This window comes from Amycolatopsis sp. CA-126428 (assembly GCF_002904335.1).
Classification (GTDB): Bacteria; Actinomycetota; Actinomycetes; order Mycobacteriales; family Pseudonocardiaceae; genus Amycolatopsis.
Genome location: NZ_PPHF01000019.1, coordinates 144,749 through 166,987, shown reverse-complemented (window position 1 = coordinate 166,987; position 22,239 = coordinate 144,749). Strand labels below are relative to the sequence as shown.

Genomic DNA, 22,239 nt, shown 5'->3' with positions numbered 1-22,239 from the left:
GCTGAGCCGCTGCCCCCGAAAATCGGCGACGAGATACGGCGACTTGCGCAGGATCCGTTCGGTTTCGTCCTGCGACAACGGACGGAGTCCGGCTTTGCGCCGCACGGCGTCGGCCTTACCCCTGAGAGCGCGCAACTCGTCGTACAGGCGCCGCTCACTCCGCGTAGCGATATCTCCCTCCCCGCCGCTATTCCTCCCCCGCAGCGGGTGAAATCGCCACCCGAAGCAGCGTGCAGCGTAGCCCACGACCTGCCCGCTTCACCCGTTCGATACCCCGACTCGCCGGAGCCCGACGAAGGATCTTCCTCGACCACCCCATGGCCGAGGAGGACCCGTGCACAACCGGAAACGCGAACGCGACGAGAACGCGACAACAACGGAGCAGATCGACGCCATCTCGGGCGAAGAATTGCGCAGAGGTCCCATGGACACCGGTTCTCCGTTGCTCACTCGGGTGATCGGCCTTGCGGTCACCGGCGACCGGGAAACCTTTGTCAGGATCGTTTCGCTGTTCATCCTGGTGGTCGGCGCCGTGGTCCTGGTTGGCACGGTGCTCCCCTGGGTCGCCGCCGCCGCAGCCGGAGGCGGTTCGGCCTGGGCGAGCCGCCGGACTCGCCGCCGGTATCGCCGGGAGGCTGCGAACCCACTATTGACATCTTGCCAGTAGTGCCGGACTGCAATAGCTTCGTCGCATGGCCGACTACGCCGAGATCACCTACGCCGTCGCGGACCGGATCGCCACGGTCACGCTGAACCGGCCCGAGGCGCGCAACGGCTACACGATCCGGATGGCCGACGAACTCGGTGCCGCCATGGACCGCGCCGATCGTGACGAGGACGTCCGGGTGGTCGTGCTGACCGGGGCCGGGCCGGACTTCTGCGTCGGGGCCGACCTCTCGCAGGGCGGCTTCGACTTCGATCCCGACGAGGGACCGGGCCGGGAGTGGCAGGAGCCCGCCGGCCGGTGCTCGAAGCGGATCTTCACCATGAACAAGCCCGTGATCGCCGCCCTGCACGGGGCCGCCGTCGGCGGGGGCATCACCATCACGCTGGCGTGCGACTACCGGCTCGCGTCGGAGGACTCGCGGTTCGGGTTCGTCTTCACCCGCCGCGGCATCTACCCCGAAGGCGCCTCCGCCTGGTTCCTCCCCCGGCTCGTCGGGATGGGCACCGCGCTCGACTGGATGATCAGCGGCCGGGTGTTCGGGGCGGTCGAAGCCGGCGAAAAGGGCCTGGTGCACACGGTCGTCGAGACCGGGACCGTCCTCGACGCGGCGTACGAGCTGGCGCGGGAAATCGTCGAGAAGACCGCCCCGGTGTCGGTCGCGGTGACCCGCCAGCTGCTCTACCGGATGGCGAGCGCCGGCTCGCCGTTCCCGGTGCACGAGCTCGACTCGAAACTGATCGGCGGCCTCGGCACGAACCCGGACGCCGTCGAGGGTGTCCTGTCGTTCCTGCAGAAGCGGCCGCCGTCGTTCGGCATGCGCGTCGAGAAGGACCTGCCCGACTACCTGCCCTGGCTGGAGAAATGACCCCGTACCCGCCGCAGCCCTGGAACCTGGTCGCCGACGCCCACGTGTCGATCTGGCGGGTCCCCGCGCGCGAGGTGCACCCGGGCGCCCTGTCCCTCGCCGGGTACACCACGGTGTTCACCGCCTGGATCGTCTACCGCGAGCCCGGGCAGCTCAGTTACCACGAGCTGCTCGCCGCGGTCCCGGTGCGCGGGAAGCGGACCACGTGCACGATCACGCAGATCTGGGTCGACTCCGAGGTCTCCCTCGCCGGCGGCCGCGAGCTGTGGGCCATCCCGAAGGATCTCGCGGCCCTGCAGTTCACCGACCGCACGTACACGGCAGCGACCGGCGACGACTGGATCGCCACCGCGGCCTTCACGCCGAGACCGGGTTCGCCGCTCGCCTTCCCCAGCCGGTTCGACGTCCTCCAGGACCGCGACGGCACCCCCGTGCGAACCCCGGTCGCCGCAAAGATCCGGCCCCGGCTCGCCGCGGCCGACTGGACGGTCAACGCCCGCGGCCCGCTCGGCTACCTGGCCGGCCGGCGCCCGTTCCTGAGCCTCGCCCTGCCCGGCAGTGAGCTGGTTTTCGGGGCTTGAGCAGCACCTCTGGGTGATCACGCGACCCCGCCAGAGTGAACTCGCGACACGCCATCTGGGGTCCCGCGCGCACATCGACCCCAACATGTAGTCTCCTAACACCGGCAGCCCCCAGCGACGGGGAGACCGCTGCAGAGGGCGGCCGGGCAGCTTTCACGAAACCGCAGCGCACGGCCTCATGACGCCGTGTGGCGATCGAACGCGCCCGAAAACTTGGAGACACGCATGTCAGTCGAAACCGGTCAGCGGCCCTCCGCCGCGGACACACCCACCGCGATCCGGGTCATCCGGCGGGACGGCAGCGTGTCGCCGTTCGACGCCGGGAAGATCTCGGTCGCGCTGACCAAGGCGTTCCTCGCGGTCGAGGGCGGCGACGCCGCCGCGTCCTCCCGCGTGCACCACGTCGTCGCGGAGCTGACCCAGCAGGTGGAGACCACCCTGCTGCGCCACGCCGGCCCCGAGACCGCCCTGCACATCGAGCAGATCCAGGACATCGTCGAGCTCGCCCTCATGCGCGGCGAGCACCACAAGGTCGCCCGCGCCTACGTCCTCTACCGCGACGAGCGCGCCAAGGCCCGCGAGGCCGCCAAGCCGGCCGCGACCGAGGTCTCGCTGAACGTCAAGGGCACCGACGGCGTCCTGCGCCCGCTCGACTGGGCCCGCGTGTCCCACGTCGTGGGCGAGGCCGTCGCCGGTCTCGAAGACGTCAGCGCCGAGCCGGTGCTGGCCGAGGCCAAGCGCAACCTCTACGACGGCATCAGCGCCGACGAGCTGGCCCTGGCCCAGGTCCTGGCCGCCCGCGTGCTGGTCGAGCAGGAGCCGAACTACTCCTACGTCTCCGCCCGGCTGCTGCTGGACAAGCTGCGCGGCGAGGCGCTGAGCTACCTGGCGAAGAAGCCGCGCCTGGCCAGCCAGGACGAGATGGCCGGCGAGTACCCCGCGTACTTCCGCGCCTACCTGCGCCGCGCCATCGAGCTGGAGCTGGTCGACGCCGAGCTGCAGCGCTTCGACCTCGACAAGATCACCGCCGCGATCCGACCGGAGCGCGACCTCGACTTCGGCTTCCTCGGCCTCCAGACGCTGTACGACCGGTACTTCCAGCACCACGAAGGCACCCGCTTCGAGCTGCCGCAGGCGTTCTTCATGCGCGTCGCCATGGGTCTCGCGATCCGGGAAGACGACCGCGAAGCCCGGGCCATCGAGTTTTACGAGCTGCTGTCGAGCTTCCACTTCATGGCCTCGACGCCGACGCTGTTCAACTCGGGCACCACGCGCCCGCAGCTGTCGTCCTGCTTCCTGACCACGGTGGACGACGACCTGGACTCGATCTTCCAGGCGTACAAGAACAACGCGCTGCTGGCCAAGTACTCGGGCGGCCTCGGCAACGACTGGACCCCGGTCCGCGGCCTCGGCGCGCACATCAAGGGCACCAACGGCCAGTCCCAGGGCGTCGTGCCGTTCCTCAAGATCGCCAACGACACCGCCGTCGCGGTCAACCAGGGCGGCAAGCGCAAGGGCGCGGCCTGCGCGTACCTCGAGACGTGGCACGTCGACATCGAGGAGTTCCTCGACCTGCGCAAGAACACCGGTGACGACCGCCGCCGCACCCACGACATGAACACCGCGAACTGGGTGCCGGACGAGTTCCTCCGCCGCGTCGAGGCCGACGCGCAGTGGACGCTGTTCTCGCCGAACGAGACGCCGGACCTGCACGACCTCTACGGCAACGAGTTCGCCACCCGCTACCGCGAGTACGAGGCGATGGCCGACCGCGGCGAGATCAAGGTGTTCCGGCGCATCCGCGCGGTCGACCTGTGGCGCCGCATGCTGACCATGCTGTTCGAGACCGGCCACCCGTGGATCACCTTCAAGGACCCGTGCAACCTGCGCTCGCCGCAGCAGCACGTCGGCGTCGTGCACTCGTCCAACCTGTGCACCGAGATCACGCTGAACACCACCGTCGACGAGGTCGCGGTCTGCAACCTCGGCTCGGTGAACCTGCTCAAGCACGTCACGCCCGAAGGCCTGGACACCCAGCGCCTCGAGAAGACCGTGCGCACGGCCGTCCGCATGCTGGACAACGTGATCGACATCAACTTCTACACGATCCCGGAAGCGCGCCGCTCCAACCTGCGCCACCGCCCGGTCGGCCTGGGCATCATGGGCTTCCAGGACGCGCTGTTCGAGATCGGCGTCCCGTTCGCCACCGACGAGGCCGTGAAGTTCGCCGACGTCTCGATGGAGCACCTCTCCTACTACGCGATCTCGGCGTCGACCGACCTCGCCGAGGAGCGCGGGCAGTACCAGTCGTTCGAGGGATCGCTGTGGAGCAAGGGCATCCTGCCGATCGACTCGCTGCAGCTGCTCATCGACGCCCGCCAGGGTGACGGCCTCGACGTCGACACCTCGTCCACTTTGGACTGGGCGCCGCTGCGCGAGCGGGTCAAGACCGTCGGCATGCGCAACTCCAACGTGATGGCGATCGCGCCGACCGCGACGATCTCCAACATCTCGGGCGTCGGCCAGTCGATCGAGCCGCTGTTCCAGAACCTGTTCGTCAAGTCGAACATGTCCGGTGACTTCACCGTCGTCAACCCGCACCTGGTCCGCTCGCTCAAGGCGCGCGGGCTGTGGGACGAGGTCATGGTCAGCGACCTCAAGTACTTCGACGGCAGCCTCGGCCAGATCGACCGCGTGCCGGACGACCTGAAGGCGCTGTACGCGACGGCGTTCGAGATCGAGTCGAAGTGGATCGTCGACGCCGGTTCGGTGCGCCAGAAGTGGATCGACCAGGCGCAGTCGCTGAACCTGTACATCGCGGCGCCGAGCGGCCGCAAGCTCGACCAGCTCTACCGCTACGCGTGGCACAAGGGCCTCAAGACCACGTACTACCTGCGCGCGCAGTCCGCGACGCACGTGGAGAAGAGCACCCTGCGCGGCACCGACGGCAAGCTGAACGCCGTCTCGGCGACCCCGGCCCCGGCGGCTCCCGCCGCGGCCGCCCCAGCCCCCGCGCCGACGCCGACACCGGCGCCCGTGCCCAAGCCGGAGCCCGACGTCGACTTCGTCGCCACCGAAGGCGCCGCCTGCCGCATCGACGACCCCGACTGCGAAGCCTGCCAGTAAGCCTCCCGCGGCTTGTCGTGAGTGGTAAGGCGGGTTAGAACCCGCCTTACCACTCACGACCCCGCCTGCCCGAAGTGAGTGATATGACCAACGTGGAGACGACGGGCGCGACCGGCCTCGGGGAGATCGAGGTCGGCGCCGCCCGGATCAACGTCGACGACAAGCGCATGATCAACGCGCGCGCCGACGTCAACCAGCTGCTGCCGATGAAGTACACCTGGGCCTGGGAGAAGTACCTGGCCGGCTGCAACAACCACTGGATGCCGACCGAGGTCGCCATGCAGGCCGACATCGCGCTGTGGAAGTCGAAGGACGGCCTCACCGAGGACGAGCGGCAGATGCTCAAGCGCAACCTGGGCTTCTTCGCGACCGCGGAGTCCCTGGTGGCCAACAACATCGTGCTCGCGGTGTACCGGCAGATCACCAACCCCGAGTGCCGCCAGTACCTGCTGCGCCAGGCGTTCGAGGAGGCCGTGCACACGCACACCTTCCAGTACATCTGTGAGAGCCTCGGCCTGGTCGAGGGCGAGCTGTTCAACATGTACCGCGAAGTTCCGTCCATTTCGGACAAGGACGCGTGGGCGCTGAAGTACACGCAGCACCTGGAGGACCCGGACTTCGAGACCGGCACGCCGGAGGCCGACCAGGCCTTCCTGCGTGACCTCGTCGCGTTCTACGTGATCTTCGAAGGCATGTGGTTCTACACCGGTTTCGCGCAGATCCTGTCGCTGGGCCGCCGGAACAAGATGGTCGGCATCGCCGAGCAGTACCAGTACATCCTGCGCGACGAGTCGATCCACCTGAACTTCGGCATCGACTGCATCAACCAGATCAAGATCGAGAACCCGCACCTGTGGACTTCCGAGTTCCAGGAGGAGGTCCGCGGGATGCTGAAGGAGGCGTGCGAGCTCGAGGTCAAGTACGCGCGCGACACGATGCCGCGCGGCATGCTCGGCCTGTCGGCCCAGTTGTGCGAGCAGTACATGCACTTCATCACCGACCGGCGCGCGCAGCAGATCGGGCTGGCCCCGATCTTCGGCGAGACCGAGAACCCGTTCCCGTGGATGTCCGAGGCGATGGACCTGAAGAAGGAGAAGAACTTCTTCGAGACCCGCGTCATCGAATACCAGTCGGGCGGCGCGCTCGACTGGGACTGAGCTCCCGAGGCATCCGGCCCCGCCCTGGTTCGCCAGGGCGGGGCCGGTTCACGTCGTGGCCACTCGCGCGGCCAGCTCCGCGTCCAGGGGGCTCATGTCCGCCTCGACGGGGTCGCCGGGCGACCACCAGCGGAAGCCGAGCCCTTCGTCGCCGAGGGTCAGTCGCGGCGCGGCGATCAGTCCGGTCCGGTAGACGGCGAGGGATTCCCGGCGGGCGGGTGCGGTCAGGGCGAAGTCGGCCACCACGGCGAAGGTCAGCGCCACGCCGCGGATGCCGGTCTCCTCGGCCAGCTCGCGCACGGCGGCTTCGCGGCAGGCTTCGCCGGGCTCGCGCATCCCGCCGGGCAGTTCCCACTGCCTGCGACGCTTGTCGAACATCATCAGGACGGCGCCGGCGTGGACAGCCACCACCAGCGCCGCGGGCAGCGCCGGCAGGTCCCGTTCCGCGATCGGGCGTACGGCGAGCAGCGCGTTGCCCGCTCGATCGTGGAGGGGCAGCTCGGCCACGTCGGCATCGTCTCCCGTCAGTAGGCGTAGCGGCGCACGGTTTCCGGGTGGATCACCAGGCGCAGCAGGTCGCCCTTCAGAATCGCTTCCAGGTCGGCGGCGCGCACCGGGTCGTCGAGATCCCAGTACCGGGCCGCCAGGCGGGCGGCGAGGTCGTGGGCGCCGCCGGGTTCCACCGAAACCCGGCCCGTCACCGACACCCACCGTTCCCGCTCCCCCACCGGCGCCGCGACCACGATCGACGCCCGCGGGTCGCGGCGCGCGCGGCGAACTTTGAGCGCGTCCGGTTCGGTGAACAGCTGGATGAGGCCGTCGCCGGTGGCTTCGAACCACACCGGGCGGGGCTCGCCGGCGGAGACGGTCAGGAAGCCGTGCAACGGGCGCTGGAGGAACTCGAGGTCGTCGGAAGTCAGTGCGGTCATGACCTCCATTCAACCGGGTGCATCCGGACGATCCCATGGGTGAGAAACCGGATTCCCTGTCCATTCGTCTAATCTCGAGGGCGTGGACGACCTCTTCCGCGGCGTGCGGGCCCACGGCTCGCTGTTCGGCAGCTCGGCCCTGTCGCCCCCGTTTTCGCTGCACTTCGTCGACGGCGCGCCGCTCACCCTGTGCACCGTGCTTTCCGGCGGCGGCTGGATCGTCCCCGAGCGGGGCGCCCCCGAGCCGCTGCGCGCCTACGACACCGTCGTCGTGCGCGGCCCGGAGACGTTCACCTTCGTCGACGAAATCGGCACGGCCGCCGAGCCCGTCGCGTACGGCGAGTACTGCGCCGCACCGGAACTGGGCGGGACGCGGTACCGCCGCGGCTGGCGCGACGACGGCGAGGGACCGACCACGCTGATCGTGGGCGCCTACCCGGCCGGCGGGGAGGTCAGCCGCCCACTGCTGGACGCCCTGCCCGCCGTGCTGCGCGTCGGCGGCGGGGGCACCGGCGACGCCGTCCTGGACCACCTCGCCGCCGAGGTCGCCACCGACACGCCCGGGCAGCAGGTGGTGCTCGACCGGCTGCTCGACTGGATGCTCGTCTGCACCTTGCGCGAGTGGTTCGACCGGCCCGGCGGCGAACCCCCGGCGTGGTGGAGCGCCCAGCGCGACCCGGTGGCCGGCCCCGCGCTGCGCCTGCTGCACGACGAGCCCGCGGCGCCGTGGACGGTCGCCGCGCTGGCCGCGCGTGCCGGGGTTTCCCGCTCGACCCTGGCCAAGCGGTTCGCCGAGCTGGTCGGCGAACCACCCCTGACCTACCTGACCCGGCGCCGGATGGCGCTCGCGGCGGACCTGCTGGCCGAGCGGCCGGACGCGACCGTCGCGGAGGTGGCCCGTGCCGTGGGGTACGCCGACCCGTTCGGCTTCAGCGCGGCGTTCAAACGGGTCCGCGGCGTGACCCCCAGCGAGTTCCGCCACGGTCCACCCGAAAGGACGTCCGCCCAGGTGTTGTCAGACCGTCAACAAGAGGGCATCGTGAAGGTGTAGCCGATCTCGACGCAGGAGGTGGTCACTTTGCCGGGCACCGTGAGCCGAGCCGCCGAAGCGCTGCGCGAACGCGTTCCGACGCTGACCGCACTCCCCCTGCCGCCCAAGGTCGATGAACGCTGGCTCCGGTCGCGGTGGCCCGTCAAGGAACTCGCGGCGCCGCCCGCGGGCAGCGGCCTCAAGCCGGTGCTCGGCGACGAAGGGCCGCCGCTGGTCGGGCACATGCTCGAGATGATGCGTTTCGGCCCGGCGTTCGGGCTTCGCCGCTACGAGCTCTACGGCCCCGTGTCGTGGACCGGCGGGTTCGGCCGCCGGATCGTCGCGCTGTCCGGGCCCGACGCCACGCAGATCGCGCTCGTCAACAAGGACAAGGCGTTCTCGCAGGAGGGCTGGAAGTTCTTCATCGAGAAGTTCTTCGAGCGCGGCTTGATGCTGATGGACTTCGGCGAGCACCACCTGCACCGCCGGATCATGCAGGAGGCCTTCACGCGCCCGCGGCTGGCCGGCTACGTCGGCGAAATGGGGCCCGCGCTGCGCGAAGGCGTCGCGAGCTGGGGCTCGAGCGAGCGGCCGCGGCTGTACTGGGCGCTCAAGCAGCTGACCCTCGACGTCGCGACCCGCGTGTTCATGGGCATGCGCAGCGGCGGCGACGCGGCCCGGATCAACCGCGCGTTCGTCAGCTCGGTGCGGGCCGGTACCGCCTTCGTGCGCTTCCCGGTGCCGGGCGGGCGCTGGTCGGCCGGGCTGCACGGCCGGAAGGTCCTCGAGCGCTACTTCGGCGAAAACCTGCCCGCCAAACGACGTTCGGGCGGCGACGACCTGTTCGCCGCGCTCTGCCAGGCCACCACCGAGGACGGCGACCGGTTCTCCGACACCGACGTCGTCAACCACATGATCTTCCTGATGATGGCCGCGCACGACACGACGACCATCACCAGCAGCGCCATGGCCTACTACCTGGCCAAGCACCCGGAATGGCAGGAACGCGCCCGCGCGGAGTCCCTGGCCCTGGGCGACGACCTGCCCGACATCGCGGCGCTGGAGCGGCTGGAGACCCTCGACCTCGTGATGAAGGAGGCGCTGCGGCTGGTCGCGCCGGTGCCGTCGCTGACCCGCCAGACCGTCAAGGACACCGAAGTGCTCGGCCACTACATCCCGGCGGGCACCCTGGTCGGCGTCTCGCCCACGGTCAACCACTTCGCGCCCGAGTGCTGGACGAACCCCTTCGCGTTCGACCCGGAACGCTTCGCCGAACCGCGGCGCGAGGACAAGTCGCACCGGATGGCGTGGATGCCGTTCGGCGGCGGCGCGCACAAGTGCATCGGGCTGCACTTCGGCGGTCTCGAGGTGAAGTTGCTGATGCACGAACTGCTGCGGGCGTACCGCTGGTCGGTTCCGGAGAGTTACACCGCGCGCTGGGACTACGTCTCGCTACCGGTGCCGGCGGACGGTCTGCCGGTCCACTTGACCCCCCGCTGACCCGGCATCCGTCCACCACCGCATACACTAGGTAACGAAAAGTTACCGTTTGTGGAGATTCGTTCACTCGTTCAGCCGGTAGACACCCCGTTACGCACATGATGGCGTGGCATCGATCGTGGGCGAAGGCTGCCTGGTGTGGCTTCACGATCCCCGACACCGTGTCCGACCTGGCCATACCTGTGCGTGAAGAGGTGGAGTGTGCCTGAACCCGGTGCCGCGTCAGGGCTACTGGACGTGGCGCGCCGGTGGGCGGCGACGTTGGCCGACACCAAAGGAGTAACGCTTCCCCCGGAGGAGCTCGAGGCCCTGCTGCTCGAAGTCGCGAACGAAGCCGTCGACCAAGCCGGCTCGCAGCACGACGGCGCGCTGCTGCGGTTCACCGCGCTGTACGCCGCGTCGCCGATGGGGATCGCGCTGGCCGACCCCGACGGCGCCATCGTGGAGGCGAACCTCGCCCTCGGCCAGCTGCTCGGCTGCTCGCCGGAACGGTTGCGGGGCAGGCACATCACCGACCTCGGCTCGACCGACCACGACGTCTCGCGGCTCAAGGCGGGCTTGGAGCAGGTGCGCACGGGCCGCGACCGCTACCAGGAGCGGATGCTGCTCGACCACACCGAAGACGGGCAGCTCTGGACCGACGTGACGCTCGCCCGGCTGCCCGGCGACCGGCCCGGCTCGGTCTACCCGGTGCTGATGGTGTCGGACGCCAACGAGCTGCACCTGCTGCAGGAGCGGCTGCTGCACCAGAACGTGCACGACCCGCTGACCGGGCTGCCGAACGCGTCGTCGTTCACCACCAAGCTCGAAGCCGCGCTCGGCGCCGGCGCGCGCGACGACATCGCGCTGATCTACCTCGACGTCGACGGCTTCAAGGTGATCAACGACGGTCTCGGCGCCGGCGTCGGCGACCAGGTGCTGCGCGGGGTCGCCAGCAAGCTTTCGGCGGTGTTCACCGGCCACCACGACGGGTTCGTCGCCCGGTTGTCCGGCGACGGCTTCGCGGTGCTGCTGCGCGGCGAGCTGGCGGCGACCGAGGTCGTCCGGCTGGTCGAGCGGGCCCTGGAGGACCTCAACGAGCCGATCTACCTGGGCGGGCACGGCATCGGCGTCAGCGCGAGCGCGGGCATCGTCGTGCGCGCCGCGGTCGAGGGCGGCGCCGCGGAACTGCTGCGGGCGGCGGAGATCGCGCTGCACCGGGCCAAGGAGGCCGGCAAGGCGCAGTGGATGCTGTTCGACCCGGAGCTGGACGCCCGCGACCGCGGCCGCTACCAGCTGGGCGCGGTCATCGCCGGCGCGCTGGAGAACGGCGAGTTCTCGCTCGTCTACCAGCCCACGGTGAAGCTGTCCCGGCCGGACGAGCTCGCCGCGGTCAACGCCGGGCTGCGCTGGAACCACCCGGAGAAGGGCGAGCTCGGCTCCGACGAGTTCTACCCGCTCGCCCAGACCACAGGCATGACGGTCCCGCTGGGCCGCTGGCTCCTCGCCGAATCCCTGGCGGCCACGGCCCGCTGGCGCACGCACCTGGGCGACGCGGCACCGGACGTCTGCGTGCGGCTCCCGGCCCGGCTGGCCATCGACCCGGACCTGGTGCTGCTGGTGAAGGAGCAGCTGGACAAGCACGAGCTCCCGGCACGGGCACTGAGGCTGTGCACGGACCGCGACTCGATGCTCGACCCCCGCGGCGAGGTCCTGGACTCCCTGGCGGTCCTGGCCGACCTGGGCGCCCAGCTGGTGCTGACGATCTCGGGGTCGGCGGACCTGGAGCTGATCCCCCAGCACCGCCTCCCGGTGCGGCACGTGATCCTCTCGGGCCCGGTGGTCGACGCGCTCGACACGGACGACCCGGCGGAGCCCGACCTGCGCCACTTGACGCAGCTGATCACCCGGGCCCGCGAGCTGCACCTGCGGGTGGGAGCGGAGGGAGTCCGCACGCACGAGCAGGCGGCCCGGCTCCGCCAGCTCGGGGTGATCGCGGCCCGCGGCCCGTTCGTGGCGGATTCGGCAACGGGCGACGAGGTCGACGAGATGATCGCCCGCCACCCACGAACCTGAGCGAACCACCGCCTGCCGGGCCAGCCCCGGCCCTCAACCGCACCCACCCACCCGACCGGACCAGCCGGCCCCCAACCGCACCCACCCACCCGACCGGACCAGCCGGCCCTCAACCGGCACCCGCCCTCAGAACTCAACCACCCGCCCTACACCTCCCCGCCCCTCGTCCCCGCCGCAGTCAACACCGGAGAGCCGGGGTCAAGGGTGGGCTTGCCCATCGCGAAGCGACGCCGAAGGCGCCCTTGAGGCCGGGTCTCCGGTGTCGAACAATCAAGGACGAGGAGCGGGGAAACCACGCAACCAGCAGGCACGACCAAGCCGGCGAAGCGACGGCTCCGAAGACCCGGCAGGATGGGTTCTACCGCCGACGAGAAAGGACGTCCATGGACGCCGGAGACCTCGCCCCCGATTTCACGCTGCCCGACGACGAGGGCCAGGAGCGCACGCTCTCGGACTTCCTCGCCACCGGGCCCGTGGTCCTGTTCTTCTACCCGGCCGCGATGACCGGGGGCTGCACCGCCGAAAGCTGCCACTTCCGCGACCTCGCGGCGGAGTTCGCGGCGGTCGGCGCGCACCGCGTCGGGATCAGCCCGGACGCCATCACCAAGCAGCGGGCCTTCTCGGCCGCCAACGGCTTCGACTACCCGCTCCTGTCCGATGTGGAGGGTGAGGTCGCGAAGCAGTTCGGCGTGTGGCGGAAACTCCTGCCGCTGCACACCAAGCGCGCCACCTTCGTCATCGGCGAAGACCGGAAGATCATCGCGAAGATCAAGAGCGAGCTGAACTTCACCGTCCACGCCGACGAGGCGCTCAAGGCGCTGCGGGAGCGGAACAAGGTCTCCTAGCGGGGAACGAGCCGCCACACGTGGTTGGTGCCCGTGCACGCCGGGGCCAGCGGCTTCTCCGCCGGTTCCGAGCGCACCCGGGTGAAGCCGAGGCGCGCGGGCACCGCTCCACTTCGGACGTTCCGCTCGTCGTGCTTGATCTCGACGTACCCGGCGCCGAGGCGGAACGCCTCCTCCGTCAGCAGCGTGACGGCCCGGGTCATCAAGCCGCGGCCGGCGAAACCGGCCGCGAGCCAGTAGCCGATCTCGACGCCGCCGTCGCGGGTCATCACGCCGATGCCGCCGGCCACTTCCGAGCCCAGCCGCAACGCGTAGTCGTACGCTTCGCCGCTCTCCCAGTGCTTCGCGGTGCGCCGCAGGAACTCCGCCGAGTCGTCGTCGGTGTACCCGTCGGCGACCCAGATGAGGAACGGCCTCAGGTGCGCCAGTGAGCCGCTGACGACCGTGGTCAGCGTCGTCCGGTCGCCCGGGTGCCAGCGGGTCAGCGTCAGGTCACCTTCGCGGTAGGTCTCGGCCGGGGTTTCCATGCAGCTCATGGTGCCCCGGCCGGGACGTCACGCGCGAATCAATTCACGATCACGCTGTCGGGGACCTCGGCGTCGTTCTTCAGCGCGTCGAACAGCTGCTTCGACTTGGCCTTGTCCCAGTTCTCCGCCGACCCGCTGGTCACCGGCACCGTCGTCGTCACCACGCCGCCGGAGGAGATCCCGCGCATCGCGATCGCCAGGCCGGCGAGGTTGTGCACGTGGTCGCCGGAATCCATGGTCAGCGCGTCCGGGGCCGAGGACAGCAGCGGGAAGAAGTCGAACGGGTTCAGCAGCGTGCCGGGGCTGGCGATCTGGCTGACCAGCGCGCCGATGAACTTGCGCTGGTTGGCGACGCGGTCGAGGTCCGACCGCGGCGTCGCGTCGCTGTGGCGCATCCGGACGAAGCCCAGCGCCGACCGGCCGTCGAGCGTCTGGGGGCAGCCCGCCTTGATGCTGATCCCCGTCACCGTGTCGTTCATGTCCTTGTCGATGCACATCTCGACGCCGCCGATCGCGTCGACGATCTTGGCGAACCCGCCGAAGCCGATCTCCGCGTAGTGGTCGATGTGCAGGCCGGTCGCGCCTTCGACGGTCTGCGCGAGCAGCTTCGGGCCGCCGAGCGAGAACGCCGCGTTGATCTTGTTCTTGCCGTGGCCGGGGATCGACACCTGCGAGTCGCGCGGCAGCGACAGCAGCGTCGGCTTGGTGCTGTTGTCCGGCAGGTGCGCGACCATGATCGTGTCGGTGCGCTGCCCGCCACCCGCCGCGGCGACGTCGCCCGTGGCGAGCCGCTCCTCGTCCTCCGCGGTCAGGCCTTCGCGGCTGTCCGAGCCGACGATCAGCCAGTTGGTGCCGGACGCGGCCACCGGGCGGCCGGAGTAGTCCTCCAGCGCGTCGACGCGCTTGATCGAGAACTCGAGGTACACCCAGATGCCGGCGAGGAACACGACGAACACGAGCACCAGGGCGCCCAGGACCTTGCCGATGCTCCAGCGGCGCCGGCGCGGCGGCCGGGACGGCGGGTAGTCGTCCCGGGCCGGGCGGCCGGGCGGGTCCTGCCGCGGCGGCGGGGGCGGGGCGTACTCGGGGTCGCGGGTGCCCATCGGGCGGGTGCGCTCGTCGTACGGGCTGCGGCCCCGCCCGGGCAGCGGCATCATCTGCGCGCGCTGGTGGTCCCGGGAGCGGCCGCCGGACGGCCGGGGCGGCGGCATCCGGCGCCCGCCGTCGTCGCCACGGTACGTCATCACCATCACCCAATCCCGATCCGGACAAACTGTCGCCGTCAGTACACCGCACGTCCTCGAAAGGAGGACGTGCGGCACCGGGGTCGGGTTGCCGCGACCGGTTACCGGCCGGTCGCCTCGTAGCCGAACTGGTGGACCTTGAGGTACCCGGACCGGAACCCGGCCTCGGAATAGGCCAGGTAGAACTCCCACATCCGGCGGAAGACGTCGTCGAACCCGAACCCGGCGATGTCGGTCCAGCGGTGCAGGAACCGTTCGCGCCACCACCGTAGCGTGCGCGCGTAGTCCTGGCCGAACTCGCGCATCCCGGCCAGCTTGAGCCGGGTGTCCGCCTTGATGCCCTCCTCGATCGACCGCACCGACGGGATGAGGCCGCCCGGGAAGATGTACTTGTGGACCCAGCCGTACGCGCGTGACGCCGCCATCATCCGGTCGTGGTCCATCGTGATGGCCTGCAGGCCGAACCGCCCGCCCGGGCGCAGCCGGTCCCCGATCGTGGCGTAGAACGCCGGCCAATAGGACGCGCCGACGGCCTCGATCATCTCGACGCTGACCACGGCGTCGTACCGGCCGCTCGACTCGCGGTAGTCGCACAGCTTCACCTCGACGCGGTCGGAGAGCCCGGCCGCCGCGATGCGTTCGGTGGCCAGCGCGCGTTGCTCCTCGGAAATGGTCAGCGACGTCACGTGCGCGCCGCGGGCCGCGGCGCGGATGGCGAGTTCACCCCATCCGGTACCGATTTCGAGGACGTCGCTGCCGGCGCGGACGCCGGCGTAGTCGAGCACGCTGTCGATCTTGCGGTGCTGCGCGGTGGTGAGGTCGTCGCCGGGACCGAACAGCGCCGAGGAGTACGTCATCGACTCGTCGAGGAAGGCGCCGAACAGGTCGTTGGACAGGTCGTAGTGGCGGTGGATGTTCGCCCGCGCGCCCTCGAGGGTGTTCTCCTCGGACGGCGGCTGCGTCCGCTCGGCGAGCCGGCGGAACTTTTGCAGCACCGGCGGCACGAGCGTGGCCATCCGCTCGGCGAACGGCGTGAGCACCTCGGCCAGGTCGGAGGCGGTCCAGTCACCGGCCATGTAGGACTCGCCGAAGCCGATCTTGGCGTCGACGCCCATGCGGTGGAAGAACGCCTCGGGGCGCAGGATCCGCATCTCGGGTGCCTCCGGGCCGCCGGCGCCGAGCACGGTGCCGTCCGGGAAGGTCGCCCGGACGTCGAGCGGGCGGATCGCGTGGCGGAACAGCGCGGCGGCGATCCGCGCGCGCAGCGCGGAGTGCGGCGGGGTGGCCAGGCCCGGCCACCGGGTCCCGTCCGGGACGTCCCGGGCCGACGCCCGGTCAGCGCTCGAAGTGGTCACGGGTACTCCCTCCGGCCGGCCAGGTTCGCCGGTGATCGATCGTAGTCGCCGCACCCCCGCGGCGCGTTTCGGCGAATGCCCTGTTCGGGGCACGTTCACACCGGTATCCGCAGCCGGTCGGGCCCGCTCGCGGCCCACGCCCCGCGGAGGGTCCCGCCGTCGTCCCCGGCGAGCAGATCCAGGGTGAACGCCACCGCCAGCCGGGTCCAGACGCGGGCCCGGCGCAGCATCGCGTGACCCTCGTTGGCGATTTCGAACCGGGCGACGCGGGCGGCGACGTCCGCGGCCCGTTCGGCGTAGGCGTGCGATTCCGCCGGGCTCGTCATCCGGTCGAGGGTGCCGTGCACGACGAGCACCGACTTCCCGGCGACGGCCTCGACCGGCTCGCCCCGCGGCGTCCACGGCGCCAGCGCGCAGACGCCGCGCACGGCCGGGTCGTCGGCCACGCGCAGCGCGACCCGTGCCCCCATCGAGTGACCGACCAGCACGACCGGCAGGCCGGGGTGGTCTTCGCGGATGCGCTCGAGGGCCCAGCGGGCGTCCTCGATCGGGTCCTCGGCGGGCGCGTTCCAGCCGTAGCGGCGGTTGCGCAGCAGCCGCACCTCGACGCCGTCTCGACGGCCGGCCCGGTGCAGGGCCCGCGCGATCGGGACCATCCTGACGTAGGCCAGCTTCCAGGGAGCCACGCTGCCCGTGCCCCGCTCCGCGCCGCCGTGCAGCACGAGCACGACCGCCCGGGTCCGCCCCCGCGCCGGCCACACGGCCACCGCCGGATCCATCTCGCCCACCCGCGTCCTCCTGTTCCCCCGTGCCGGGGTCAACCTCGGTCCCCCACCCGGCTATTCCACCGCGCGAAGTGGTCCGCACGGTAGATTCGGCGCCCGATCCCCGACGGAAGGGTGGGTGTGGTGAGCGCCACGGACATCACCGGCAGCGTCGCCCGGCAGCTGGCCGAAGTCGAGCAGGTCAACGCCGAATCGGTGCGGGCCGCGGCGGACCTGGTGCTGGGGGTGATCCGGGCCGACGCACTGGTCTACACCGCGGGCGCCGGGCACTCGCTGGCCGCGGTCGCCGAGACGTTCTACCGGGCCGGCGGGCTGGCCTGCGTCTATCCCCTCTACCACCCGGAGCTGCTCCCGCTGCACGGCGCGGTCTCCAGCACGCGGACCGAGCGGCGCAGCGGCCTGGCCGCGGAGGTGCTGGCCGAGCGCGCGCCGGGGCCGGACGACGTGCTGGTGGTGTTCTCGACGTCCGGCGTCAACCCCTACCCCGTCGAGCTGTGCATCGAGGCGCGCAAGCGGGGTGCGGCGGTCATCGCGGTGACGTCGCGGGCGTGCGTGGCCGCGGCGCCGAAGCGGTCGTCGAGCACCCTGGTGGAGCAGGGCACGGTGGTGCTGGACTCGCTGGTCGTCCCGGGTGACGCGAGCTACCCGCCGGACGCCCCGCGCACCGCGCCGCTGTCCACTGTGGTCAACGCGTACCTGTGGAACCTGGTGCTGGCCCAGGTTTACGACCGCGGAACGGCCGAAGGCCTCGACGTCCCGCTGTGGCGGAGCTCCAATGTGGAGGGTGGCGACGAGGCGAACGCCGCACTGCTGGCCAAGTACGGCGAAATCGTCCCCCGGCTGCGGTAGTTCCTGCTGAGCATTTCGTGAATAAGCACCGGCCGGGCACGTCTTGACGGACGTGCCCGGCCGTTTTAGCGTCGACATACCGACTGGTCGGTGTGGACCGGTCGCTCCCGGAGGAGGTCCGATGGACAGCGCCACGGCGACCGTGCACGGCGAGTGCGCGCCCGGCTTCGAACCGGTGCGCGAGGCCTTCGAGGAGAACTTCCGCTCCCGCGGCGAGCTGGGGGCCGCCTTCACCGCCATCCGGCACGGCGAAGTCGTGGTGGATCTGTGGGGCGGCTGGTCCGGACCGGAGCGCACCCGGCCGTGGCAGCCGGACACCCTGGCCAACGTCTGGTCGACGACCAAGGGCATGACCGCGCTGTGCGCGCACAAGCTCGCCGACGCGGGCGAGCTCGACGTGGACGCGCCGGTCGCGAAGTACTGGCCGGAGTTCGCCGCGGCCGGGAAGGCGGAGATCCCGGTGCGGTGGCTGCTTTCGCACCGGTCCGGCGTGCCCGGGATCGGCCTGGACCGGCCGGTGCGGGTCGAGGAGCTGTACGACTGGGAGCTGATGACGTCGCTCTACGCGGCGCAGGAACCGCTGTACGAGCCCGGGTCCGCGGGTGGCTACCACGCGCTGGCCTACGGCTGGCTCGTCGGCGAAGTCGTCCGCCGGGTCGCCGGGCAGGGCATCCGCGAGTTCTTCGCCGAGCAGGTCGCCGGGCCGCTGGGCGCGGACTTCTCCATCGGCCTCGCCTCGGCCGCCGACCTGGACCGCTGCGCGACGCTGGTCGACCCGGTCATGACCGAGGAGATGGCGAACGCGCTGGCCACGGCGTTCGCGGCGGCCGGTCCGGTCGCGCAGGCCGTGTTGATGAACCCGCGCGTCCAGGGCCACGACGCCAACGATCCGGCGTGGCGGCAGGCGGTCATGCCGGCGTTGAACGGCCACGGCACGGCCCGCGCGATCGCGACGATCTACGCCGCAATCGCCGACGGCACCCTCCTGTCGCCGGCAGCCCTCGCCCGGGCCCGCGAAAGCCAGGGCAAGGAGATCGACGCGATCCTCGGCCTCCCGAACGAGTGGGGCCTGGGCTTCTACCTCGGCAGCGACGCCCGCGGCTTCGGCCCCAACCCCACCGCCTTCGGCCACGACGGCCTCGGCGGCTCCACCGGCGCCGCCGACCCGGAGAACGGCATCGCCTTCGGCTACACCCTCAACCAGCTCGGCCCCCTCATCCGCGACGACCCCCGCAAAATGGCCCTGGTCACCGCCCTCTACACGTGTCTGGAAGGTCGACACGCGTGATCCAGAGGTCGACACGCGTGATTGAAGGGTCGACACGGCACTTGCACCGTGTCGACCCTTCAATCACGTGAGTTGGCTCTCCAATCACGCGTGATGACCTCTGGATCACGCGACGGCGGGTTCTTCGTCGGCGAACTGGGTTGCGTGGAGGGTGGCGTAGCGGCCGTTGGCGGCCAGGAGTTCGTCGTGGGTGCCGCGCTCGACGATTTCGCCGTGTTCCAGGACCAGGATCTGGTCGGCCGCGCGGACCGTCGAGAGCCGGTGGGCGATGACCAGGGCCGTGCGGCCGGCCAGTGCGTGGGTCAGGGCCTCGCCGACGGCGGCTTCGGACTCCGAGTCCAGGTGCGCGGTCGCCTCGTCCAGGATGACGACCTTGGGCTGGGCCAGCAGCAGCCGGGCGATGGTCAGCCGCTGGCGTTCGCCGCCGGAGAGGCGGTAGCCGCGCTCGCCGACCGTCGTGTCGAGGCCGTCGGGCAGCGAGCGCGCCAGCTCGCCCAGCCGGGCCCGCTCCAGCGCTTCCCAGATCTCGTCGTCGGTGACGCCGGGGCGCGCGTACGCCAGGTTGGCCCGGATCGTGTCGTGGAAGAGGTGCCCGTCCTGCGTCACCACGCCGACGGTTTCCCGCAGGGAAGCGAAAGTCAGCTCCCGGACGTCCACATCGGACAGCCGCACCGAACCGGAGTCGACGTCGTAGAGCCGCGGCAGCAGCGACGCGATCGTCGACTTCCCCGCGCCCGAGGACCCGACCAGCGCGACCATCTGCCCGGGCTCGGCCCGGAACGAGATGCCGTGCAGCACCTCTTCCCCGCCGCGGTGGTCGAGCGTGGCGACGTCCTCCAGCGAAGCCAGCGAGTACCGGTCGGCGGCCGGGTAGCCGAAGCGGACTCCCGCGAACTCGACCGAGACGCCCCCGGAGACGGAAAGCGCACGCGCGTCGGGCTTCTCCTTGATCATCGGCTCCAGGTCGAGCACCTCGAAGACCCGCTCGAACGACACGAGCGCCGTCATGACGTCGACGCGGACGTTGGCCAGCGCGGTCAGCGGCGCGTAGAGCCGGGTCAGCAGCAGCGCCAGCGCCACGACGGTGCCGGGCGCGAGCTTGCCGGTCAGCGCGAGGTAACCGCCGAGGCCGTAGACGAGCGCCTGCGCCAGCGCCGAAACCAGGGTCAGGCTGGTCATGAACCAGCGGGTCAGCATCGCGGTCCGGACGCCGATGTCCCGCACGCGCCCCGCGCGCACCCCGAAGTCGTCCGCTTCCTGCACCGGCCGGCCGAAGAGCTTGACCAGCGTCGCGCCCGGCGCGGAGAACCGCTCGGTCATCTGCGTGGTCATCCCGGCGTTGAGGTCCGCGGCTTCCCGCTGCAGCCCGGCCATCCGGCGGCCGAGCCGGCGCGCGGGGATGACGAAGATCGGCAGCAGCACCAGCGCGATCAGCGTGACCTGCCACGACAGCGTGAGCATGACGGCCAGCGACAGCGCCAGCTGGATGACGTTGGTGACCAGCCCCGACAGTGTCGCGGTGAAGGTCCGCTGCGCGCCGATGACGTCGTTGTTGAGCCGGGAGACCAGCGCCCCGGTGCGGGTGCGGGTGAAGAACGCGATCGGCATGCGCTGGACGTGCTCGAAGACCGCGCGCCGCAGGTCGTAGATGATGCCCTCGCCGATGCGCGCGGACTGCCAGCGCTCGATCAGGCCGAACCCGGCGTCGGCGACGGCCAGCGCGGCGATCACCACGGCGAGCCAGATGACCAGCGTGACGTCGTGGCCGCCGACGATCGCGTCGACCACCTTGCCCGCCAGCACGGGCGTCGACACGGCGAGCACGGCCGAGACCACGGTCAGCACGAGGAAGGCCAGCAGGCGCCGCCAGTGCGGCCGGGCGAAGCGCGCGACGCGGTTGAGCGTGCCGCGGGTGAGCGCCTTCGGGGTGTCGCCGGCGCGCATCGCCGAGCTCCACAGCCCCCACATGTTGTCCACGGGAAACCCCCAGGATCAGAAACCTCTACTTTAGCTGAGGTTTTCGCCGGATATGACCTGGACAACGCCCTCGCTGTCCCGTTGCTTCCCGAACTCGTTCACTCCGCGCGAACGACCTGGTGCAGGGCGGCGCGCAGCCGCTCGGCGTCCTCGGCCGACAGCGGTTCCAGCAGGAGCGCCTCGGCCTGCCGCGTGACTTCCGTCCCCGCCTCGCGGACCCGCTCCCCCTCCGGAGTCAGCAGCACCAGGCGCTTGCGCCGGTCACCCGGCGCCACCTCGCGCCGGACCAGGCCCTTCGCCTCCAGTTCGTCGACGAGCGCGACCATCGTCGTCCGGTCGACGCCGAGCCGGCCCGCGCCGTCCTGCTGCGACCGCGCCGGCCCGTCACCGAAGAGCGTGAGCAGCGCGAGCTGCCGGCCGGTGACGCCGAGCGGGGCGTACAGCGGCTCGGCCAGCTCGGCCAGCCGCAGCTGGGCGTGCTTGAGCAGGTAGCCGAGCCGCTGCGTGACGGCGAGGGGCGCGCTGGACATGCGCAGACTCTACACCTACGCTGATCGTCAGTTTTGCTGATGATTTTATCTACTGACGATCAGGAGTGCCCCATGACCACCGTCGGGCTCAAACCGCCCCAGCAGCACATCGGCATCGCCGCGCTCCGCGAGATCTGGGCGATCGCCGACGACGCCGGCTTCGACGGCTGCTGGGTGTTCGACCACCTCGCCCCGATGGGCCCCGATCGCACCGGTGACGTCTTCGACGGCTGGAGCCTGCTGGCCGCGATGGCCGAAGCGACGAAGCGGGTGCGGATCGGCTGCCTGGTCTCCGGCAACACCAACCGGCACCCGGGCACCTTCGCCAAGATCGCCGTGACCGTCGACCACCTCTCCGGCGGCCGGCTCGACGTCGGCCTCGGCGCGGGCGGCGACACCCTGACCGACGCGATGATGGGCACGCCGACGCCGCCGGCGGCGGAACGCGTGGAAAGGCTGGCCGAGACCTGCGAAATCCTCCGTCTCCTGTGGACCGAGCCGGTCACCGACCACCGAGGCCGCCACTACCGCCTCACCGGCGCGATCAGCGATCCGAAGCCGGTGCAACGACCGAAACCCCCGCTGTGGCTGGGCAGCAGCGGCGAAAAGCGCGGCCTCCGCGTCGTCGCCGAGCACGCCGGCGTCTGGCTCAACGCGGCCCTGCCCGGAACGGGAATCGCCGAGCTGCAACGGCTTTCCCGCGTCCTGGACGCGCACTGCGCGGCGGTGGGCCGTGATCCGGCGACCGTTCGCCGCGCCGTGCAGTTCCGGCTGCCGGCCGACGCGGACAGCGCCCTGCGTCTCACGCAGAGCTACCTCGCGGCCGGATTCACCGAGCTGGTGCTGATGCCCACCGGCCGCGACGACGTCGTCGCGGCCTCCGAAGCGGCCGCGAAGCTGCTGCCCCGCATGCGAGACGTCGGCTGAAC

At 70.9% G+C, this 22,239-nt stretch carries 20 protein-coding genes; 12 read left to right on the top strand and 8 right to left on the bottom strand.

What is annotated here, in order from left to right; translation table 11 throughout:
• Window positions 1-334: 334 nt before the first annotated feature.
• From C2L58_RS05015 to C2L58_RS04995, 5 genes are all read left to right on the top strand, one after another.
• Entirely contained in the window at window positions 335-667 is a 333-nt protein-coding gene (locus tag C2L58_RS05015) for a hypothetical protein (RefSeq protein WP_103336205.1), read from the top strand.
• A gap of 25 nt (window positions 668-692) precedes the next feature.
• Window positions 693-1,532 carry an enoyl-CoA hydratase-related protein gene (locus C2L58_RS05010; RefSeq protein ID WP_103336204.1) on the top strand — a complete coding sequence of 280 codons (840 nt, stop codon included), beginning with the start codon at window positions 693-695 and terminating at the stop codon, window positions 1,530-1,532.
• Window positions 1,529-2,113 carry an acetoacetate decarboxylase family protein gene (locus C2L58_RS05005; RefSeq protein ID WP_103336202.1) on the top strand — a complete coding sequence of 195 codons (585 nt, stop codon included), beginning with the start codon at window positions 1,529-1,531 and terminating at the stop codon, window positions 2,111-2,113. Before C2L58_RS05010 ends, C2L58_RS05005 begins: the two co-directional genes overlap by 4 nt.
• Before the next feature lie 225 nt (window positions 2,114-2,338).
• Entirely contained in the window at window positions 2,339-5,239 is a 2,901-nt protein-coding gene (locus C2L58_RS05000) for a ribonucleoside-diphosphate reductase subunit alpha (RefSeq protein WP_103336200.1), read from the top strand.
• Between the two features lie 83 nt (window positions 5,240-5,322).
• On the top strand, window positions 5,323-6,396 hold the full coding sequence (locus C2L58_RS04995) for a ribonucleotide-diphosphate reductase subunit beta (protein ID WP_103336199.1): 1,074 nt from the start codon (window positions 5,323-5,325) through the stop codon (window positions 6,394-6,396).
• 48 nt (window positions 6,397-6,444) lie between these two features.
• On the opposite strand, the gene C2L58_RS04990 is transcribed toward C2L58_RS04995, so the two are convergent.
• A complete protein-coding gene (locus tag C2L58_RS04990) occupies window positions 6,445-6,903 on the bottom strand; it encodes an NUDIX hydrolase (protein ID WP_103336197.1) in 459 nt (152 codons plus the stop codon).
• 17 nt (window positions 6,904-6,920) lie between these two features.
• The gene (locus C2L58_RS04985; protein WP_103336292.1) at window positions 6,921-7,325 is read right to left on the bottom strand and encodes a pyridoxamine 5'-phosphate oxidase family protein; all 405 of its coding nucleotides are present in this window, start codon (window positions 7,323-7,325) and stop codon (window positions 6,921-6,923) included.
• An 82-nt stretch (window positions 7,326-7,407) separates the two neighbouring features.
• Between C2L58_RS04985 and C2L58_RS04980 the strand changes: the two genes are divergently transcribed.
• The 4 genes from C2L58_RS04980 (at window position 7,408) to C2L58_RS04965 (ending at window position 12,755) form a co-directional block, all read left to right on the top strand.
• Window positions 7,408-8,376, top strand: coding sequence for an AraC family transcriptional regulator (locus tag C2L58_RS04980; RefSeq protein WP_103336196.1), 969 nt, complete (start codon window positions 7,408-7,410; stop codon window positions 8,374-8,376).
• An 18-nt stretch (window positions 8,377-8,394) separates the two neighbouring features.
• Window positions 8,395-9,855, top strand: a complete 1,461-nt coding sequence (locus C2L58_RS04975) for a cytochrome P450 (RefSeq protein ID WP_103336194.1) — start codon at window positions 8,395-8,397, stop codon at window positions 9,853-9,855.
• A gap of 237 nt (window positions 9,856-10,092) precedes the next feature.
• Window positions 10,093-11,910, top strand: a complete 1,818-nt coding sequence (locus C2L58_RS04970) for a putative bifunctional diguanylate cyclase/phosphodiesterase (protein WP_103336193.1) — start codon at window positions 10,093-10,095, stop codon at window positions 11,908-11,910.
• A gap of 383 nt (window positions 11,911-12,293) precedes the next feature.
• Window positions 12,294-12,755, top strand: coding sequence for a peroxiredoxin (locus C2L58_RS04965; protein ID WP_103336191.1), 462 nt, complete (start codon window positions 12,294-12,296; stop codon window positions 12,753-12,755).
• Here C2L58_RS04965 and C2L58_RS04960 read toward each other — a convergent pair.
• The 4 genes from C2L58_RS04960 to C2L58_RS04945 all read right to left on the bottom strand — a co-directional run bounded on the left by C2L58_RS04960 (window position 12,752) and on the right by C2L58_RS04945 (window position 16,669).
• Window positions 12,752-13,282 carry a GNAT family N-acetyltransferase gene (locus tag C2L58_RS04960; RefSeq protein WP_103336190.1) on the bottom strand — a complete coding sequence of 177 codons (531 nt, stop codon included), beginning with the start codon at window positions 13,280-13,282 and terminating at the stop codon, window positions 12,752-12,754. The two genes, C2L58_RS04965 and C2L58_RS04960, sit on opposite strands and share 4 nt — an antisense overlap.
• Before the next feature lie 38 nt (window positions 13,283-13,320).
• On the bottom strand, window positions 13,321-14,532 hold the full coding sequence (locus C2L58_RS04955) for an LCP family protein (RefSeq protein WP_103336188.1): 1,212 nt from the start codon (window positions 14,530-14,532) through the stop codon (window positions 13,321-13,323).
• Window positions 14,533-14,627: 95 nt separating this feature from the next.
• Window positions 14,628-15,881 carry an SAM-dependent methyltransferase gene (locus C2L58_RS04950; protein WP_103336186.1) on the bottom strand — a complete coding sequence of 418 codons (1,254 nt, stop codon included), beginning with the start codon at window positions 15,879-15,881 and terminating at the stop codon, window positions 14,628-14,630.
• A 95-nt stretch (window positions 15,882-15,976) separates the two neighbouring features.
• On the bottom strand, window positions 15,977-16,669 hold the full coding sequence (locus C2L58_RS04945) for an alpha/beta hydrolase (protein ID WP_103336185.1): 693 nt from the start codon (window positions 16,667-16,669) through the stop codon (window positions 15,977-15,979).
• Window positions 16,670-16,786: 117 nt separating this feature from the next.
• Here C2L58_RS04945 and C2L58_RS04940 point away from each other — a divergent pair, with 117 nt between their 5' ends.
• Both C2L58_RS04940 and C2L58_RS04935 read left to right on the top strand, forming a co-directional pair.
• Window positions 16,787-17,515 (top strand): SIS domain-containing protein, encoded by a 729-nt coding sequence (locus C2L58_RS04940; RefSeq protein WP_199191101.1) that lies wholly within the window; start codon window positions 16,787-16,789, stop codon window positions 17,513-17,515.
• Between the two features lie 121 nt (window positions 17,516-17,636).
• Window positions 17,637-18,803, top strand: coding sequence for a serine hydrolase domain-containing protein (locus C2L58_RS04935; RefSeq protein ID WP_103336182.1), 1,167 nt, complete (start codon window positions 17,637-17,639; stop codon window positions 18,801-18,803).
• A gap of 105 nt (window positions 18,804-18,908) precedes the next feature.
• Here C2L58_RS04935 and C2L58_RS04930 read toward each other — a convergent pair whose 3' ends face one another.
• Together C2L58_RS04930 and C2L58_RS04925 are read right to left on the bottom strand one after the other, a co-directional pair.
• Window positions 18,909-20,780 (bottom strand): ABC transporter ATP-binding protein, encoded by a 1,872-nt coding sequence (locus C2L58_RS04930; RefSeq protein WP_103336180.1) that lies wholly within the window; start codon window positions 20,778-20,780, stop codon window positions 18,909-18,911.
• Window positions 20,781-20,878: 98 nt separating this feature from the next.
• Window positions 20,879-21,310, bottom strand: a complete 432-nt coding sequence (locus tag C2L58_RS04925; RefSeq protein WP_103336179.1) for a MarR family winged helix-turn-helix transcriptional regulator — start codon at window positions 21,308-21,310, stop codon at window positions 20,879-20,881.
• Between the two features lie 72 nt (window positions 21,311-21,382).
• Between C2L58_RS04925 and C2L58_RS04920 the strand changes: the two genes are divergently transcribed.
• Window positions 21,383-22,237, top strand: a complete 855-nt coding sequence (locus C2L58_RS04920; protein WP_103336177.1) for an LLM class flavin-dependent oxidoreductase — start codon at window positions 21,383-21,385, stop codon at window positions 22,235-22,237.
• The last annotated feature ends 2 nt before the right edge of the window (window positions 22,238-22,239 follow it).